This is a genomic window from Novosphingobium sp. BL-A-41-Hi4A-0G (genome assembly GCF_055521735.1).
On record NZ_CM145501.1, the window covers coordinates 1,790,327 to 1,808,131 of the forward strand.

General features: G+C 64.6%; 9 protein-coding genes. 5 read left to right on the plus strand and 4 right to left on the minus strand.

The annotated features are described in order from the left end of the window. Positions 1-5 precede the first annotated feature (5 nt). Positions 6-2,417 carry a TonB-dependent receptor gene (locus ACZ1JX_RS08630; RefSeq protein WP_465126306.1) on the minus strand — a complete coding sequence of 804 codons (2,412 nt, stop codon included), beginning with the start codon at positions 2,415-2,417 and terminating at the stop codon, positions 6-8. A 700-nt stretch (positions 2,418-3,117) separates the two neighbouring features. Here ACZ1JX_RS08630 and ACZ1JX_RS08635 point away from each other — a divergent pair. After that, positions 3,118-4,530: a sulfatase family protein gene (locus ACZ1JX_RS08635; RefSeq protein WP_465126307.1), complete on the plus strand. Its 1,413-nt coding sequence runs from the start codon at positions 3,118-3,120 to the stop codon at positions 4,528-4,530. Positions 4,531-4,629: 99 nt separating this feature from the next. After that, positions 4,630-7,983 carry a PAS-domain containing protein gene (locus ACZ1JX_RS08640; RefSeq protein WP_465126308.1) on the plus strand — a complete coding sequence of 1,118 codons (3,354 nt, stop codon included), beginning with the start codon at positions 4,630-4,632 and terminating at the stop codon, positions 7,981-7,983. On the opposite strand, the gene ACZ1JX_RS08645 is transcribed toward ACZ1JX_RS08640, so the two are convergent. Then, positions 7,957-8,580, minus strand: a complete 624-nt coding sequence (locus ACZ1JX_RS08645) for a response regulator transcription factor (protein ID WP_465126309.1) — start codon at positions 8,578-8,580, stop codon at positions 7,957-7,959. The two genes, ACZ1JX_RS08640 and ACZ1JX_RS08645, sit on opposite strands and share 27 nt — an antisense overlap. 238 nt (positions 8,581-8,818) lie before the next feature. On the opposite strand from ACZ1JX_RS08645, the gene ACZ1JX_RS08650 reads away from it, so the two are divergent. The 3 genes from ACZ1JX_RS08650 to ACZ1JX_RS08660 all read left to right on the plus strand — a co-directional run bounded on the left by ACZ1JX_RS08650 (position 8,819) and on the right by ACZ1JX_RS08660 (position 13,994). Beyond that, on the plus strand, positions 8,819-10,249 hold the full coding sequence (locus tag ACZ1JX_RS08650) for a DcaP family trimeric outer membrane transporter (protein ID WP_465126310.1): 1,431 nt from the start codon (positions 8,819-8,821) through the stop codon (positions 10,247-10,249). Between the two features lie 28 nt (positions 10,250-10,277). Further along, a complete protein-coding gene (locus ACZ1JX_RS08655) occupies positions 10,278-12,041 on the plus strand; it encodes an MFS transporter (protein WP_465126311.1) in 1,764 nt (587 codons plus the stop codon). A gap of 69 nt (positions 12,042-12,110) precedes the next feature. After that, on the plus strand, positions 12,111-13,994 hold the full coding sequence (locus ACZ1JX_RS08660) for an AMP-binding protein (protein WP_465126312.1): 1,884 nt from the start codon (positions 12,111-12,113) through the stop codon (positions 13,992-13,994). A gap of 66 nt (positions 13,995-14,060) precedes the next feature. Here the strand turns inward: ACZ1JX_RS08660 and ACZ1JX_RS08665 are convergent, their stop codons facing one another. After that, a complete protein-coding gene (locus tag ACZ1JX_RS08665) occupies positions 14,061-15,419 on the minus strand; it encodes an alkaline phosphatase family protein (protein WP_465126382.1) in 1,359 nt (452 codons plus the stop codon). Between the two features lie 2 nt (positions 15,420-15,421). Continuing rightward, on the minus strand, positions 15,422-17,731 hold the full coding sequence (locus ACZ1JX_RS08670) for a TonB-dependent receptor domain-containing protein (protein ID WP_465126313.1): 2,310 nt from the start codon (positions 17,729-17,731) through the stop codon (positions 15,422-15,424). Positions 17,732-17,805: the final 74 nt, after the last annotated feature.

Sequence of the window (17,805 nt, forward strand, 5' to 3'; positions counted from 1 at the left end):
GGTCCTCACAGGCGCGTCCGCAGCGTGACGCCGTAAGTGCGCGGCTCGCCCGCCTGGGCAGTGACCACGCCGGTGTTCGCAGCGGAGAGGTTGAGGAAGTAGTCTTCGTTCAGCAGGTTGCGCGCCCAGAGCGACAGGTCCCACAGACCGTCATCGGTCTTCAGTCCGATGCGGGCGTTGGCGATGCCGAAGCCGGGCACTTGCGCCCAGGCCGAGTTGGTGGCCGAGGTGTTGAAACTCGACCGGTGGGCATAGTCTGCATGGCCATAGAGGCTGATTTCCCGCCCGCCGATGCTGCCGAGCGGTGCGGCGGCATCTGCTCCCACCGACCAGGCGAACTTGGGCACGCCGGACAGCGGCTTCCCAGAAAGGTCCTGAATTCCCCCGAGATTGAGGTTCTCCACCGCCTGTGGAGCATTGGCATATTCGACGTACTTGGCGTCGGTGTAGCTGGCCGAAGCGGTGAACGAGAGCGCGTCGCTGGCGCGGAAGGCGAAGTCGCCCTCGATGCCGCGCGAGCGCACCTTGGGGATGTTGGCGATGTACTGCCGGAAGGTCACGGCGTTGGCCACCTGCTCGGTGATCGCGGTCTGGTAATCGCGGATCTCGGTCCAGAACGCGGCGGCATTGAGCGTGGCGCGGCGATCGAGGAACTGCGACTTGAAGCCCAGTTCGAAGGCATCGACCTTTTCCGGCGCGACTTCGGGCTGGATGCCTGCGGGCAGTGCCGTCAGGTTGAGCCCGCCCGACTTGTTGCCGCGCGAATAGGTCGCGTAGATGTTGGCATCGGGCGAGACCTTCCAGTTCAGCGTCACCAGCCCCGAGAGGTTGTTCTCGCTGAACTTTGTCGAAAAGCTCGTGACCGGATTGAACTGCGTCCGGATGGCGTTGATTTCGGTGATCTGCGCCGGGGTGAAGCCGGAGAGGTCCGCGCCGTCGACCCAGAACTGGCTGAACGCGCCCGACTTCTTCTCATGCGTCCAGCGCAGGCCCGTGGTCAGCGTCAGCGCATCGGACAAGTGCCAGTCGGTCTGGCCGAACAGCGCAAAGGTGCGCGTTTCGGGCGTCGAGGTGGAATTGGCCTCGAAGCCGTCGAGTGCGGCATTGGCGATCGTCTGGTTGGCGGCGGGCAGGTTCCACAGCGCCGCAGCCGGCCCATAGCGGGTCGCGCCATAACCCTTGACGATCTGCCAGAAGTAGTAGGCACCGATGACGTAATCGACCGTGCGGTTGCCCTTGGAGGCGAGCCGCAGTTCCTGGCTGAACTGGCGCTGGCGGTTGGCCTGCTGCGCCTTGGTGGTAATCGGCAAGGAGGTGCTGTCGCCGTCGTTGGCCGGGTTCCAGTCCCACCAGCGATAGGCGGTGATCGAGGTCAGCGCGGCGCCGCCGAAGTCCCAATTGACCTCGCCCGAAACGCCATAGCCTTCCATGTTCGACTGATAGTGACTGTCGGCCTCGCCGATGCGGTCGAACGGCTTGAAGGCGGGCAGCGTGTAGCCGGGGAAGCGGGCGGCGCGCAGGGCGAAGTTGTTGGGGATGGTCGCGCCATTGGCATAAGTCGTGTGCAGGTCTGCAAAGACCGAGAGCACATGGTCCTGCTCCTGCTTGGCGTAGTCGCCGATGATCCGCACCTCGAAGTCGGGCTCGGGCGTGAACAGCAGCTGCCCGCGAATGCTTTCGTTGCGGTAGTTCTGGGCGCGGGTCTTGGTGGTCTTGTTGAACAGGAAGCCGTCGTTGCCGCTGATCGCACCGGAAAGGCGCACGGCCAGCAGATCGGGCACGATACCGGCCGAGGCCGAGGCGCGGATCTGGCGGAAGCCGTAGTTGCCGATGCTCGCCTCGCCCGAGAATTCCGGATCGAAGCTCGGCTTGCGCGAGGTGATGTTGATGACGCCCGAGGTGGTGTTCTTGCCGAACAGCGTGCCCTGGGGCCCGCGCAGCACTTCGATGCCCTGCAGGTCGACCAGATCGAACTGCGAGAGGCCGACGCGCCCGTAATAGACGTTGTCGATGTAGAAGCCGACGCCGTTCTCCAGCCCGTCGTTGGTCAGCGCGACGTTGGAGCCGAGGCCGCGAATGTTGATGTTGGTGTTGCGCGGGTTGAAGCTGAACACCTGCAGGCTTGGCACCTGCTGCTGGATCTGGCCGAGCGTGAAATCACCCCGCTTTTCAAGCGCATCGGCACTGATCACGCTGATCGCGACGGGAACGTCCTGGACGTTCTCGTCACGGCGGCGCGAGGCGGTGACGACGATGGCCTCGCCGCCGTCTGCGGCATCGGCGGCAGCGGCCGGGACCGCTGCCTCCGCCGCGCCGTCGGTCTCGGCCGCAAAGCCGGGACCTGCGCTCAGAAGCGCTGCAATGGCCACGCCCGAGAGGATGAGCGGACGCTGTGCCTTGAGAAAAATCGTTTTCATTCTGTTACTTCCCTGAACCCAAGTATGCTGCCGCGCTGCTGTTGCGGCGGTTGAAAGTGGATGGAACGGGCACGGTTTCGCGCTGCGTGTCGCCGGGGGCGACGCCGCAAAGGGCAACAATCGTCTGCTGCAGGGACGCGGGATACCGGGCCAGTTCCGCGAGATCGGAACTGGTAAGCGGTCGCATGACGCACTCCTCCGGGCGGCGACCCGTGCGGATCGGCGCCGAGCTGGCGTTATGAATGGAAGGCCGCAGGACGCGGGCCGCGCCCCTCGTGGGTTGCGCGGATCGTGCTGTCGGCTGTCAGGTACGCGTCAGGCGCGGATGGTCATGATAGTCTGCATCGTATCACCTCTGGTTGAGGGGAACACGATGCCTGGCGCTGTCGCCCCAGCATCGCGCGCTTTAGCGGTTGGTAACGCGGAGCAAGCTGCTTCCCGATCAAATGCCGCGGATCAGGACCCTCGAACTGCATGCCGGCCTGATCACTGGGAGCCATGCGGGTTAATCTCTACCTATCTAGTTGAGTCTTTCCGGTCAACCGGGTGCGAGCCATTTCAACGCAAAAGGAAAACTACCCGACAGACAAGATCAATTGTCTATCGATCTAATAGACATTGATCTGCGCGGCGATAGGCTCATTCTGCCTTACGCGACCACGCGCAGGTCCACCTGCCAGCAGCAACCACGGACCGCACCATGACTTCGACCTTCAATCTCACCCGCCGCGCTACCATCGGGGGTGCCGCCGCTACTCTGGCCCTAAGTGCTGCGCCCGCGATTGCCCGCAAGCGCGCACGCCAGTCCAACATCCTCTACATCATGGCCGACGACCTCGGCTTTGCCGACCTCTCCTGCTACGGCCGCCGCGATTTCGAGACGCCGGTGCTCGACAAGCTGGCGGCGCAAGGCCTGCGTTTCACCAGTGCCTATGCCAACAGTGCCGTCTGCACGGCAACGCGGGTCGGGCTGATCACCGGGCGCTATCAGTACCGCTTGCCCGTGGGCCTTGAAGAGCCCCTCGCCTTCCGCCCGAATATCGGCCTGCCGCCATCGCACCCGACACTGCCATCGCTGCTCGCCAAGGCGGGCTATCGCACCTCGCTGATCGGCAAGTGGCACCTTGGCAGCCTGCCCGATTTCGACCCGCTCAAGAGCGGCTACAACACCTTCTGGGGCATCCGCAGCGGCGGGGTGGACTACTACACTCACGCAACGAGCAACGGCCAGCTCGACCTGTGGGACGGACCGACGCCGGTCGAGCAGGCAGGCTACCTGACCGACCTGCTCGCCGACCGCGCGATTGCCGAGATTCGCGAGGCCTCTGCAGGGAAAGCGCCATGGTTCATGTCGCTCCACTTCACCGCGCCGCACTGGCCCTGGGAAGGGCCTGACGACGCCAGCGAATCCGCGCGCATCGCCAAAATCAAGGACCCCCGGGCCCTGTTCCACTTCGACGGTGGCAGCGCGGCGATCTATGCCGCCATGGTCCGCCGCCTCGATTACCAGATCGGACGCGTGCTCGCCGCGCTCAAGACCAGCGGAGCCGAGGAGGATACCATCGTGGTGTTCACCAGCGACAATGGCGGCGAACGCTTCTCCGACACCTGGCCGTTCAGCGGCCGCAAGACCGAGCTGCTCGAAGGCGGCCTGCGCATCCCCGCCATCGTGCGCTGGCCCGGCGTAACAAAGGCTGGCTCCACGAGCGATGCACAGATCATCTCGATGGACTGGCTGCCCACGTTCCTTGGGGCAGCAGGGGCAGCGCCTGACCCGGCCTATCCCAGCGACGGTATCGATATTCGTCCCGCCCTGACCGGTCAGGCCTTGCCGCAGCGGACGCTGTTCTGGCGCTACAAGAACCATGCCCAACGCGCTGCGCGGCGCGGGAATCGCAAGTACCTCAAGATCGGCGAGAACGAATTCCTGTTCGACGTGGCCGCCGATCCGCTGGAGCGCGCCAATCTCAAGGATCGTGAGCCTGACGCGTTTGCCGACCTCAAGGCGGGGTGGGAGCGATGGAATGCCACCATGCTGCCTCTCGACCCGCAGTCCTACACCCATGGGTTCGGCCCCGGAGAACTGGCCGATCACTTCAATCCGGAGCACTGATCCCGATTCCGGTGGCGGCCGGCGCTGCGAAGGTTTTGCCCTTGCCGTTCCTGCCTTTGCAGGCCTAGCGTCAATCCCACGGGGGACGTTGACGGCGGAATGAGCGCGCAGATTGCAGCAGTGATGACCGTGGCGCTGTTCGCGCTGATGTTCGGCGTTGCCGCAATGACCGAGCGCGGACGCGTGCGCTGGCGATATCAGGCGCGGCTGCGACATGGCGCCTATACTCTTGCGCTTGGCGTCTATTGCTCCAGCTGGACGTTCTACGGCTCGGTCGGCACGGCGGTGAGCCAGGGCTGGAACTACCTGCCGATATATGCTGCGCCTGCGCTGCTGCTTCTGCTCGCTCCGCGCTTCCTTGCCCGGCTGGCAGAGGAAGTTCAGCGCGAACGCACATCGACCATTTCCGACTTCATCGCCGCGCGCTTCGGCCATGACTCGGGCGTTGCCCGCCTGATCACGGTGATCGCGCTTTGTGGCACGATCCCCTATGTCGCGTTGCAACTCCGCTCCATCGGAACGGCATTTGCAGCGACCTCCGGGCAAGATGTAGCAGTGCCGGTCATGGTTGCCAGCGCCGTGGTACTGACGGCTTTCGCCATTCTGTTCGGTGCCCGGCGCTACGAAATCGCGGGCCGCAGCGAAGGGCTTGTCTTCTCGATCGCGCTCGAGTCCCTGATCAAGTTCGTTGCGCTGGCCATGGTCGGCGTCGTCTCGGTCCTGGTTCTGCTCGATGCAGACGGTCCGGCCCTTGCCCGGGGCCTGCAGGAGATGGGCCGCGAGTTCGCCCCCGATCACGTGACGACCGAGACCGTGGTGATCGCGCTGGTCTCGGCCTTCGCGATCATCGTCCTGCCGCGGCAGTTCTACATGGGGCTCGCCGAAGCGCACTCGGCACGCGACCTGCCCAGAGCGCGTGTGGGCCTTGCGCTCTACATTCTGGCGATGGCGGCGCTGGTCGTTCCGATTGCGCTTGCCGGACTCGTCGCGCTCCCGTCAGGCACATCGCCCGATCGCTACGTGCTGCTGTTGCCCGCAAGCGGCGGCTACGGCCCGGTGGCGGTTGCAGCACTCCTCGGAGGCCTCAGCGCCGGCTCGGCCATGGTGATCGTCGATGCCACTGCGCTTGCGATCATGGTTTCCAACGACTTGATCTTTCCGGCTCTCCTGCGCAGCGAAGGACAGGCCGAGGCGGGCGATCTGGGCCGCCGGATGCTCACGGTCCGGCGCGGAGCGATCGTCGGCATCGTCGTGCTCGCCCTGTTGTGGGCGCTGCTTGTCGATCCGGCACGTTCACTGGCCTCGATCGGTCTCGTCGCCTTTGCCGCAATGGTCCAGTTCGTGCCGCATCTCCTGATGGCGGTATCATCGCCCGGCCACGACCCCGTGGCGGCACGGGCAAGCCTGCTGACGGGCCTCGTGTTGTGGCTCTACACTCTGGCGCTTCCGCCCGTCATGCCCGCACAATGGCTGGCCGCGCTGGAAGGAACCCTGTTCGATCCGGTCCGCCTGCTGGGTATCGGGAATGCGAGCCCGCTGGTCCATGGCGTTGCCTGGAGCCTGAGTGCCAATCTCGTGGTCCTTGCACTGGCACGGGCGCGCAAAGGGCGTGCGCCACGGCTGCCAAAGCTGTTCTCCGGCAATCGGCAAATCGCCAACATCGGCGATCTGGCATCGCTGATCGCGCGCTTCGTCGGCGAGGAGCGCGCTGCTGCCGCCTTTCCCGCCGACCGTCACGGACAACCGGTCGATCGCTACTCGGCACGCCTTGCGCAGGACATGATCTCGGGGGTGATCGGCAATTCCTCGGCACGCACCCTTGTCGCCTCGGCGCTGGCCGGTGCGCGGATGAGCGTCGAGGACGTCACGCGGCTGCTTGACGAGGGAGGCCAATCGCTGAGCTTCTCGCGCCAGTTGCTGGCTGCGACGTTCGAAAACCTGCAATCGGGCGTCAGCGTCATCGATGCCGACCTCAACCTCGTTGCGTGGAATACCCGCTACGTCGAACTCTTCGACTATCCGCCGGGTCTGGTCCGGGCCGGCGTTCCGATTGCAGAACTGATACGGTACAATATCTTGCGCGGCAGTTTTCCCGGCTCGACGCAAGTCGAAGTGGACAAGCGCATCCACCACCTGCGGGCTCGCCGGGCCTATGCTTCCGAGCGCGTGCACCGCGACGGTCGCGTGATCAAGTCGGTGGGAGGGCCGATGCCCGGCGGGGGCTACCTGACCTCGTTCACCGATATCACCGACGAAGCCGAAGTCCGCCGCGAACTCAACCGTACGCTCGAGGAACTGGAACGGCGGGTGGATGAGCGGACCCGCGAGTTGAGCGAGGTGAACAGGCAGCTGGCTTCGGCCACGCAGGAGAAGACCCGCTTCCTTGCTGCGGCAAGCCACGACCTGCTCCAGCCCCTTCATGCCGCGCGGCTGTTCGTGTCGGCTCTCGAGCGCAATCTCGAGGGCCCCGGCCAGATGCTCGCCCGCAAGGTCGACCGCTCGATCATTTCGGCAGAAGCCTTGCTGCGCGCGCTGCTGGACATCTCGAAGCTTGATGCAGGCGGGGTGCAGCCGAGCCCTGAACCTGTCCAACTCGCCCCGTTGCTCGACGAAGTGGTCGAAACGCTGCGCCCACTGGCCGAAGAGAAGGGGCTTGGCCTGCGCCTGGGGCCGATGTCCGGATCAGTGATGACCGATCCGGGTCTGCTGCGATCGGTCATGCAGAATCTGGTGACCAACGCGATACGCTACACCACAGATGGCGGCGTGGTGGTGGGCGTGCGCCGGAGGGTGAGCGATCTGCGGATCGACGTGATCGACAGCGGCGTCGGCATTCCGGCCGACCGGCAGCGCGAGATCTTTGCCGAATTCACCCGCATCGGCGCCGTGGAAGCCGAAGGTCTCGGGCTGGGCCTTGCCATTGTCGATCGCATCGTCCGCCTGCTCGGTGCGAGGATCGAGGTCGCATCGACCGAGGGTCAAGGCAGCCGCTTCAGCATCTTCATGCCCGCCTTCGCGATTGCCGGGGCCAATGCGCCGCGTCCTGACGCGCCGTCGGTTGCGAACCGCGCCATGGAGCGCCAGCTTCGCGTGCTGGTCGTCGACAACGATCCGGACATTGTCGAGGCAACCGTCGCCATGATCGAAGGGCTGGGCCATATCGCCATTGGCCTGCGCAAGGCGGAGGACGCCCTCCCCCGGGTGATGGAAGTCGACGTCCTGTTCGCCGACTATCACCTCGATGCCGGTGAAGACGGCCTGCGACTTCTCGATCAGGCACGCTCGCGCAATGCGTCGCTCGCCGTAGCGATGATCTCGGCGGAAAGCGGCCCTGCCTTGCGCAATCGGCTGCGCATGCGGCGCGTGCCCCTGTTCGTGAAGCCGGCGTCTCCGCAGGCGTTGGAAGCGTTCCTTGCCGAGTGTGCCTCAGCTGGTCAGATCGAGCCCGAGTGAACGGGCGATCAGCGCGGCCTGCGTGCGGTTCTGGACATCGAGCTTGCGCATGATCGCGGTCATGTGCGCCTTTACCGTGGATTCGCTCATGCCAAGATCATAGGCGATCTGCTTGTTCAGCTTGCCGTCCAGCACGGCCAGAAGCACCTTCAGCTGGGTCGGCGTCAGGTTGGCAACTTCGCGGCGGACCTCCTCGACCGGCTCGGCGCTCACCTGCGCGGGCGCTGCCCCGCCCAGCGCGCTGCGGATCGCATCCTCGATCCGGGCAAGATCGGAATCCTTGCGCAGGAAGCCTACCGCACCAAAGGCTCGCGCCTCGTCGGCAACCTTGGCGCCTTCTGCACTCGAAACGACAAGGATGGGGACATCCGGCCGTTCGGCGTGAAGCAGTGCAATGCCGGAATATCCGATTGCGCCGGGCATCTTGAGATCCAGTGTGATGAGCGCAAGGTCCGGCGCTTCGCTGGCGGCGCGCGCAGCAGCGGTGAGAGTTCCGGCCTCCACCACACGTGCCCGCGGCGCAACATTTGCGACCGCAAGCGCCAACGCCTGCCGGAACAGCGGATGATCGTCGGCAACCAGAATTGTCTCGCTCACATCACTCCCCCGCCAGGACGATCTGCCCTCGCCCTGCGGCAAAGGTCGAACGCGCTCCGTTCCGGCACAGCTTATCTGCTGGCTCGACATCGGCAAGTCCGCTGTTTCGCATGGCAGACCGACACCGGGACCCGCGACTTTGGTCGAATGGCTACGACCAATCGCGCTCTGTCGGGAACGGCCATTCGCGCCGAGGCTGCAATCCGGAAAGTGCGAAGTGCGCACACCTGGAGAGGGAATGATGTCTGTGAAGATCGCGAGGAATCTGTCCTTGCTCCTTGCCGCTACAAGCCTGAGCTTGCCGACGCTGGCCCATGCCGCCGCACCATCGCAGCGCGAAGCCGAGCTTGTTGCCCGGCTCGAAAGGCTCGAGGCAGAGATGGCCGCGATGAAGAAGGATCTGCAGGAGGCGCGCGCACAGCAAGCCAGCGCCGCGAGCGTGGTCCAGGTAGGGCAGGCCGTCGAAGTCGCCGAGGCCGCTTCGGCAAAGGCAGACGCCGCGACTGCCAAGGTCGCCGCGCTCGAAGCCAGGCCGCAGCCTGAAGGCTTCAGGGTCGGCGCGACCACGGTCAAGCTTGGTGGCTGGATCAAGCTCGTGGCCACGAACAGCCGCTTCAGCGATGGGGAAGTCGCCAACAACGCGTTCGGGCGGGATTTCTGGCTGCCGCAGCAGATTCCCGTGGGCGGTGCTCACTCCGCACGCGAACAGGATTTCAGCGCGCGCCAGTCGCGCTTCTGGCTGAACCTCGATACGACCGTCGCAGGCCACAGCCTCAAGGGTTACGTCGAGACCGACTTCGAGACCTCGCCCGGCACGCAAGGCACGCAGCGCACAACCAACGGCTACAACCTCGCCCTGCGCCGCGCCTACCTGCAGTTCGACAAATGGACCTTCGGTCAGGACTGGTCGACCTTCCAGTACACCGGGGCGCTGCCGGAAAGTACCGACTACGTCGGCACCACCGAAGGCACCGTCTTCGTGCGCCAGCCGGTCATCCGCTATTCGACCAAGGTAGGCGACGGGCTGACCCTGCATGTCTCTGCCGAAAACCCGGAAAGCGCGACCGCGACAGCAGGCTCTGCAACGCTCGTCGAAAACGGTGACGACCGCATTCCCGATTTCGCCGCACGCCTTGCGTGGAGCGGCAAGAAGGGCGAACTTTCGCTAGCAGCCCTTGCCCGCGAACTGCGTGTCGAGACCAACGGCGTTGCCGACAGCCGCTTTGGCTGGGGCGTGAGTGCCGCGGGCAAGCTGTTTCTCGATGACGCCAAGGTCAGCGACTTGCGCTTCATGGCGACTTACGGACAGGGAGCCGGGCGTTACATCGGCGTCAACTTCGCTCCGGACGCCGTGTTCGTCGGTGCCACAGGGAAGCTCGAGAACGTCACCGTCGCTTCGGCGATGCTGGCCGCGCGCATCGGCATTGCACCGGGACTTCGCGCCAACCTGATGGGCAGCTGGCAGCGCGTGACATACGCCGATGCCCTGACCGCCGCGATGGTCGGCACCTACAACAAGCAGGCCTGGAGCCTTGCCGGCAACCTGTTCTGGTCGCCGATAAAGAATGTCGACCTCGGGATCGAGGTCCGGCACGGTGAGCGCAAGCTCGTCAACGGTGCGAGCGGCGCGCTCGATCGCATCGAATTCGCCGCCAAGTACGGTTTCTGAGAGCCCACCAGAAAAAGGGGGAGAGGATATGTCCAACGTTCCGATTACGGATGATCTTTCGGCTTTGCCGAAGCATCACAAGGCCACCCACAGCGAGAAGCTGATCATTACTGCCTCGTCGCTCGGCACGGTGTTCGAGTGGTATGACTTCTACCTCTACGGACTTCTCACCGCGATCATCGCGGCCAAGTTCCTGACCGGCCTAAATCCGACCACATCGTTCATCATGGCGCTGCTAGTCTTTGCCGCAGGCTTCATCGTCCGCCCGTTCGGCGCGCTGGTGTTCGGGCGCATCGGCGACATGGTCGGCCGTCGCTATACCTTCATCGTGACCCTGCTGGTCATGGGCCTTTCGACCTTCCTCGTCGGCTGCCTGCCCACTTATGAAAGCGTCGGCGTGGCCGCGCCTATCATGCTGGTGGTGCTGCGCATGTTCCAGGGTCTTGCCCTTGGTGGCGAATACGGCGGCGCGGCGACGTACGTTGCCGAGCACGCCCCCGAAGGAAAACGCGGGCTCTACACCAGCTGGATCCAGATCACGGCTACCGCAGGTCTTGCGATGGCCCTGCTCATCGTCATTCTCGTGCGCTCGCCGGTTACCGGCGTGGGCGAGGAGGCGTTCAAGGACTGGGGCTGGCGCGTGCCATACCTGCTCTCGGGCCTGTTCCTGTGCGTTGGCCTGTGGCTCCGCCTCAAGCTGCATGAATCGCCCGTGTTCCAGAAGATGAAGGACGAAGGCACCTCTTCCAAGCGGCCGCTGGGCGAAGCCTTTGGCGAATGGAAGAACCTGAAGATCGTGCTGATCGCCTTCTTCGGCGCCATCGCGGGTCAGGCCGTTGTCTGGTACACCGGCCAGCTCTACGCGATGTATTTCCTTGAAAAGATGCTCAAGGTCGATGGTCTGACCGCCAACATGCTGATCATCATCGCGCTTGCCTGCGCCACGCCGTTCTTCCTGTTCTTCGGCTGGCTCTCGGACAAGATCGGCCGCAAGAAGATCATCCTCAGCGGTTGTGCGCTGGCCGCACTGACCATGTTCCCGACCTTCCAGGCACTGACCGAAGCCGCCAACCCGGCCCTCGCCCATGCCCAGGCCAATGCGCCGGTCAAGGTCATGGCCAATCCAGCGGAGTGCTCATCGCAGTTCGATCCGGTCGGCGCGAACAAGTTCGACACGACCAGCTGCGACATCGTCAAGAACGCGCTCGCCAAGGCGGCCGTGAACTACGAGAACGTCGCTGCTCCGGCGGGCACGATCGCCTCGATCCAGATCGGCGGCACCACCATCGTCGCTCCCGATCCGTCGAAGGTCTCGGGCGACGAGAAGAAGGCTGCCATTGCCGCCTTCACCGCCAAGGTCGTCGGCGCTCCCGCCGTGGCGGCAAAGCCGGCCGAGGGGGACAAGCCTGCGGTCGAGGCCAAGCCTGCGGTCGAGGGTGAACTTGCCAAGGTCGGCTATCCGGCCAAGGCCAACCCCGACCAGATCAACAAGCCGCTGGTCGTGGCGATCCTGTTCTACCTCGTGCTGCTGGTGACCATGGTCTATGGCCCGATCGCGGCAATGCTGGTCGAGCTGTTCCCCAGCCGCATCCGCTACACCTCGATGAGCCTGCCTTACCACATCGGCAACGGCTGGCTCGGCGGTCTGCTCCCCGCCATCGGCTTTGCCATGGTGGCGGCCAACGGGGATATCTACCACGGCTTCTGGTATCCGGTGATCGTTGCCGCCGCCACTTGCGTGATCGGTCTGGTGTTCCTGCCGGAAACCTACAAGCGCAGCATTGACGACTAAGGTCTTACTGGAGCGGGTAGCGGTTTGCGCCGATACCCGCTCCAACCGTTTCAAGAGTCGGGTGAGGACATGAGCGAAGCATACAACCGGGCATGGCAGGCCAGCATCGACGATCCGCAAGGCTTCTGGGGCGAAGCAGCCAAGGCGCTGGACTGGGTCACGCCACCATCCGCCACTTTCGCAGAAGGCGAAGGCTGGTTTCCGGGCGGCACGCTCAACACCGCCCACAACTGCCTCGACCGCCACGTTGCGGCAGGGCGCGGCGATGCCATCGCTCTGGTCTATGACAGCCCGGTCACCTCGACGATCCGCCGCTACAGCTATTCCGAACTTCTCGCCGAAACCGGCCGTGTCGCCGCCATGCTGGCCTCGCTCGGGGTGGGCAAGGGTGACCGGGTCATCATCTACATGCCGATGATCCCCGAGACGGTCTTCGCCATGCTCGCCTGCGCGCGGCTTGGCGCGATCCATTCCGTCGTCTTCGGTGGCTTTGCCCCGCTCGAACTGGCCAAGCGCATCGACGATGCCAGCCCCAAAGTGCTTCTGACCGCCTCTTGCGGTATCGAGGGCAGTCGCACAATTGCCTACAAGCCGATGGTCAACGAAGCGCTCAAGCTTGCGCATCACCAATTGGAGCGCGTCGTCGTGTTCCAGCGCGAACGGCTGCCCGGCGATCTGTCCGGACCGCGCGATCTCGATTGGCAGGCCCTGCGCGCGGCGACTGCGGATGATCCGGTTCCCGCGCCCGTGCCGGTGGCATCTTCCGATCCGCTCTATATTCTCTACACTTCGGGCACGACCGGCACCCCCAAGGGCGTGGTGCGCGAGAACGGTGGGCATGCAGTGGCCCTCGCCTGGTCGATGCAGAACATCTACGGCATCGGCGAAGGCGATACCTTCTGGGCCGCATCGGACGTCGGCTGGGTCGTGGGCCACAGTTATATCGTCTATGCGCCGCTGCTCGTCGGCGCGACCACCGTGCTGTTCGAAGGCAAACCGGTCGGTACGCCCGATCCCGGCACCTTCTGGCGCGTGATCGAGCGGCACGGCGTGAAGACCTTCTTCACCGCACCCACAGCCATCCGCGCGATCCGCAAGGAAGACCCTGACGCGACGTTCCTTGCGCAGATCGGCACGGGCCAGTGCGAGGCCATATTCCTCGCAGGCGAACGCGCCGATCCCGACACCATCGGCTGGCTCGAGGACAAGTCCGGCCTGCCGGTCATCGATCACTGGTGGCAGACCGAACTCGGCTGGCCGGCAATCGCCTCGTGCTTTGCACTGGGCGACCTGCGCCGTAAGCGCGGCAGCGCGGGCTTTCCGGTGCCCGGCTATGCCTTCGCGATCCTCGACGAAGGCGGGCACCCTGTGCCGGTGGGGCATAGCGGCGCCGTGGTCATCAAGGCCCCGCTCGCGCCCGGCGCGTTCCGAACGCTGTGGAACAACCATGCCGGTTACGCGAAGAACTTCGCCTCCTTCGATGGCTACTACGAAACGGGTGATGCAGGCTTCGTCGACGAGGACGGCTTCGTCCACATCATGGGGCGCACCGACGACATCATCAACGTTGCGGGGCACCGCCTGTCCACCGGACAGATGGAGCAGATCGTCGCGGCGGTTGATGGCGTGGCCGAATGCGCGGTCATCGGCGCCGAAGATGCGATTAAGGGCATGGTTCCGATGGCCTTCGTCGTGCCGCGCGCGGGCTTCGACACGGATGCGACGCTGGAAAAGCGGGTCGTTGCCGCAGTGCGATCGGAACTTGGTGCCGTGGCGGCGCTGAAGATCGCCTTCATTGCGCCGGGCCTGCCAAAGACGCGTTCGGGCAAGATCCTGCGCAACCTCCTGCGCAAGATCGTCAATGGCGAGACCTGGAGCGTGCCTCCGACGATCGAGGATCCCGAAGTGCCCAATGCCATCCAGCAGCTTGTCAGGCAGCACATTCCCGCCTGACGGATGACAAGTAACCCGAAGTGGCGGCGCTGCCGGGCGATAGGCCGCCCGACAGCGCCTGCCGAATTACCGGGCAGAAATTGACGCCGGGGCAACCTGCGCGTCGGGCATGGCAACGCCCAGCTGTCTGGCCAGCGTCGGGGCGATGGCGCGCATGTCGATTTCGCCGAGGTTGCGTGCTTTGGCCACGCCCTTGCCCATGATCAGGAACGTGGAGCGCATTTCGGGCATGGCGGGGAAATAGCCGTGCATGCCCTTGTAGCGCGAGGGCTTGGCGAGGGGCGCGTCGGCGGCGAAGTTGCCTGCAAGGGCGCCCGGCTTGAGGTCGACGTAGAAGCTCGCCTCGGGGTTGCCGCCCATCTTTTCGATCTCGGCGCGGGTGGCGACCCTGGCGATCATCGCCTTGGGATCTGCGGCCAGCTTGTCGAGCAGCGCGGCGACCATGCCGGTCAGCGCCGGGTCTTGCGGGCGGGCAAGGACGACGGCGATGGAGCCGCCCGAGGGCCAGGGCATGGCATCCCATGAGGCGACCTTGCCATCGGGTCCGAGCTTTATCAGCCCGGCGTCGATGAACGGACGGAACAGGTTCACCTCGATATCCGTGCCGACGAAACCGTGATCGCTGACGACAGCGACGGTCGCATCGGGGCGCGCGGCGAGTTCGGCGGCGACGAGCTGGCCGACAGCGGCATCCAGGCGTTCGAGCACGGCATTGGCCTGTGCGCTGCCGGGGCCGAACAGGTGCTCTTCGTGATCGAGCGCGGCGAGATAGACGGTGACAAAATCGGGCTTCTTCGTCTCGATCAGGCGGACGGCGAACTTCGCGCGGGTCTCATCCCCTGCAATGCCCTCGTCGATGCCATCGGCATAGGCGCCGCAATCGTGTTCGAGAGCGTCGTAGAGACCTTCGGTCGAGAGCGCGCGGACGAGCTTGCGGTCGTCAGCGTGGCCCGAGCGCCAGATCTGCGGCAGATTGTATGTCAGCGACTTCACGCCGACGCTGACCGGCCAGTGGACGTTGGCGGTGGAAAGCCCGGCAGCGTGGGCGGCATCCCACAGCGTGGGCGCCTTGATGTCCTGCGCGAACCAGTACCACCCGCCGTAGTTGATCTGCTTCGGATCGAACGTGGTGTTGGAGACGATGCCATGGCGTGCAGGCGCGACGCCGGTGATCAACGTGGTGTGGCTGGGATAGGTGACGGTCGGCAGGTTGCCCATGACGCCGGTGGCGTAAGTGCCCTCTGCAAGAAAGCGGCGCAGGTTCGGGATCTTGAGGCCGCGCTTTTCGGCTTCGAGCACATCGCCGGGGCGAAGGCCGTCGATCGAGATCAGCAGGACAGGTTCGGCCTTTGCGACGACGGGCGCCGTGCTGCCAAGCAGCACGACGCCCGCGATCAGGGCCTTTGCGGTGGAAAGGCCGCGCATCATCAGAAGCCCGCCTTGAGCGTGACGAAGACCTGGCGCGGGGCGGCCGCGAGCAGGGTCTGGTTGTCACCGCTGAAGCCGAAGCCGTTGGACCCGATCGTTGCGACATAGCGCTTGTCGAACAGGTTCACGGCGTTCACTTGCAGTTCGATCGGCTGACGCTGGCCGATGTTCAGGCGGTAGCCGATGGTCGCGTCCACCAGCGCACGGCCCGGGACTTCCTTGTCATTGAGGTAGGTGAAGTAGCGCTTAGACATGTAGTTCACCCCGATGCGGCCGAACACGGTCTGGCTGTCATAGGACAGTTCGCCGCGCAGCAGGTGCTTGGGCGTATCGACCACGGTCTTGCCCCTGGTAGCACGGATCGTGGTGACGCCACCTGCGGTGATGACGACGTCGTCGCGGTAGGTCGTGTCGTTGTAGCTGTACGATGCGAAAGCGCCGAAGCCGCCGGGGAGCTTGACGTCCACCGCCGCTTCGATGCCGAGCGCGCGGACCGAGCCGACGTTCTGCAGCGCGTTGGTCGCGCCGACGATGCCGACCGAGGTCGGGATCACCAGCAGGCGGTCGCGGAAGTCGACATAGTAACCGGCGAGCGAGGCATTGATGATCCCGCTGTTGTAGCGCAGGCCCGCTTCATAGGTGTCCGAGCTTTCCGGCTTGATCGTGTTCTTGATGGCGTTGAAGCCATCCTGCGTGGCCGAGAACGGACCGCTGGTGGTCGAAGCCTGGAAGGCGCGCGTGACCTGGGTGAAGCCGGCGAAGGCTTCGAGCCCGTTGCCGAACTTGTAGTTGAGGCCGACGTGCGGCTGGAACCAGTCCTCGACCTTGAGATCACCCGTGGCGCGGCTGTTGGTGTTGACCAGCGAGAAGGCATTGGTGTCGACCGAGTAGCCCTTCCAGCCAAGATTCACCTTGAGATCGCCGAGGTCGATGTCGTCGGTGACGTAGTACTGCAGCGTGTCGGTCTCGAACGCGATCGACCACTGGGTGAAGAACGGGTTCGTCTGGAATTCGAGGTGATCGCGGCCCGGATTGGTGCGGCTTTCATAGCCATAGAACTTGCGCGACTGGATGAAGTCGTTCTTCTCGTACCAGCCACCAACGGTGATGTTGTTCACGCCAAAGCTGTTGCTGATCGAAGCGAAGACGCCCTTCCGCTTGATGTCGTATTCGGTGGTGCGCAGCGCCATCGGGACGCCCGTCGGGCTGTTGACGTAGGGGCTGCCCCAGGTGCCCTGGCCGTCGTTCTCGTGGTAGTAGCCCTTGATCTTGAACACCGCCTTTTCGGCAAAGGGCACGGTCAGGCCAAGCGCTGCAAGCGTGTCCTTGCGCAGGCCAGAGGCGTCGTAATAGGCATCGTCCGCGGTGGTGATCGGCGAAGGATAGGTCGTGCCTGCGGCGGGATTGAGCGGAGTGGTGCCGGTGTCGCCACGGTTGGCGGCGATGTCGGCCACGCGGATGGCTTCGGCGTAGTTTTTCGGGCCGAAGTTGTCCCAGTCGTAGCCGAGGCGGTTCAGCTGTTCGAGGCTGAGGTCCTGATAGTCCTGCTCGGCGCGGTCCGAATAGCTGATGTAGCCATCGAGGTCGGCACCGCCCAGCGGCAGCACCGCCTTGGCATTGGCCATGAAGGTGCGCTGCTTGCCATCGCCCTTCCACTTCTCGCCATCCTGGTACTGGACCGAAGCATAGCCGCGCAGGCCGTCGGTGGTGCCCAAGGCTACGCGGGCAAAACCGCGATAGGTGTTGGCCGAACCGTAGGATGCGCTGACATCGGCGCCGAGCACGTCCTTGGGGTCCACCGAAAAGAACTCGAGCGTGCCACCGAGGTTGTTGGTCGACTGCGTGGCGATCGAGCCCGAGCCCTGGCTGACGCGGGTCACGCCGATGTTTTCCGAAGTGATCGCACGGCTGATGTGCAACCCGTTGCTGTTGCCATAGGACATGTCGCCCAGTGGAATGCCGTCAAGCGTGAAGCCAAGCTGGTTCTGGTTGAAGCCGCGGATGGTGACGCGGGTCGACCATTCGTAGTTGCCGAAAGCGTCGGCCGACTGGAAGTTGACCGAAGGCAGCTTCTCGATGGCCTTCAAGGGGCTGGTGCCCGAGGCGAGGATGGTCAGGTCAGCGGTCGAAAGTTCCTGTACCTGGCGGGTCTGACCCGATCCGAGCACGACGATTTCAGCGTCTGCGGACTCAGCGGGCGCAGCGGCTTCAGGTGCGGGGGCGGCGGTTTCGGCAGCGAAGGCCGGAGCAGCAGGGGCCAAGGCAGCAATGGGCGAAGTGCTGGCAAGCAGCACGGCGACGATACGCATGGTGAATTTCCCTCATAGACCACATCGGTGTGGCGAGGTGCTGCTAGGCCCGCGCTGTTGCAGCATCGTGCAAT

Excerpts from the sequence above, each read along its gene's own strand:
- ACZ1JX_RS08630 (WP_465126306.1), bottom strand. The coding sequence starts at position 2,417 with ATGAAAACGATTTTTCTCAAGGCACAGCGTCCGCTCATCCTCTCGGGC.
- ACZ1JX_RS08635 (WP_465126307.1), top strand. The coding sequence starts at position 3,118 with ATGACTTCGACCTTCAATCTCACCCGCCGCGCTACCATCGGGGGTGCC.
- ACZ1JX_RS08640 (WP_465126308.1), top strand. The coding sequence starts at position 4,630 with ATGAGCGCGCAGATTGCAGCAGTGATGACCGTGGCGCTGTTCGCGCTG.
- ACZ1JX_RS08650 (WP_465126310.1), top strand. The coding sequence starts at position 8,819 with ATGATGTCTGTGAAGATCGCGAGGAATCTGTCCTTGCTCCTTGCCGCT.
- ACZ1JX_RS08655 (WP_465126311.1), top strand. The coding sequence starts at position 10,278 with ATGTCCAACGTTCCGATTACGGATGATCTTTCGGCTTTGCCGAAGCAT.
- ACZ1JX_RS08660 (WP_465126312.1), top strand. The coding sequence starts at position 12,111 with ATGAGCGAAGCATACAACCGGGCATGGCAGGCCAGCATCGACGATCCG.
- ACZ1JX_RS08665 (WP_465126382.1), bottom strand. The coding sequence starts at position 15,419 with ATGCGCGGCCTTTCCACCGCAAAGGCCCTGATCGCGGGCGTCGTGCTG.
- ACZ1JX_RS08670 (WP_465126313.1), bottom strand. The coding sequence starts at position 17,731 with ATGCGTATCGTCGCCGTGCTGCTTGCCAGCACTTCGCCCATTGCTGCC.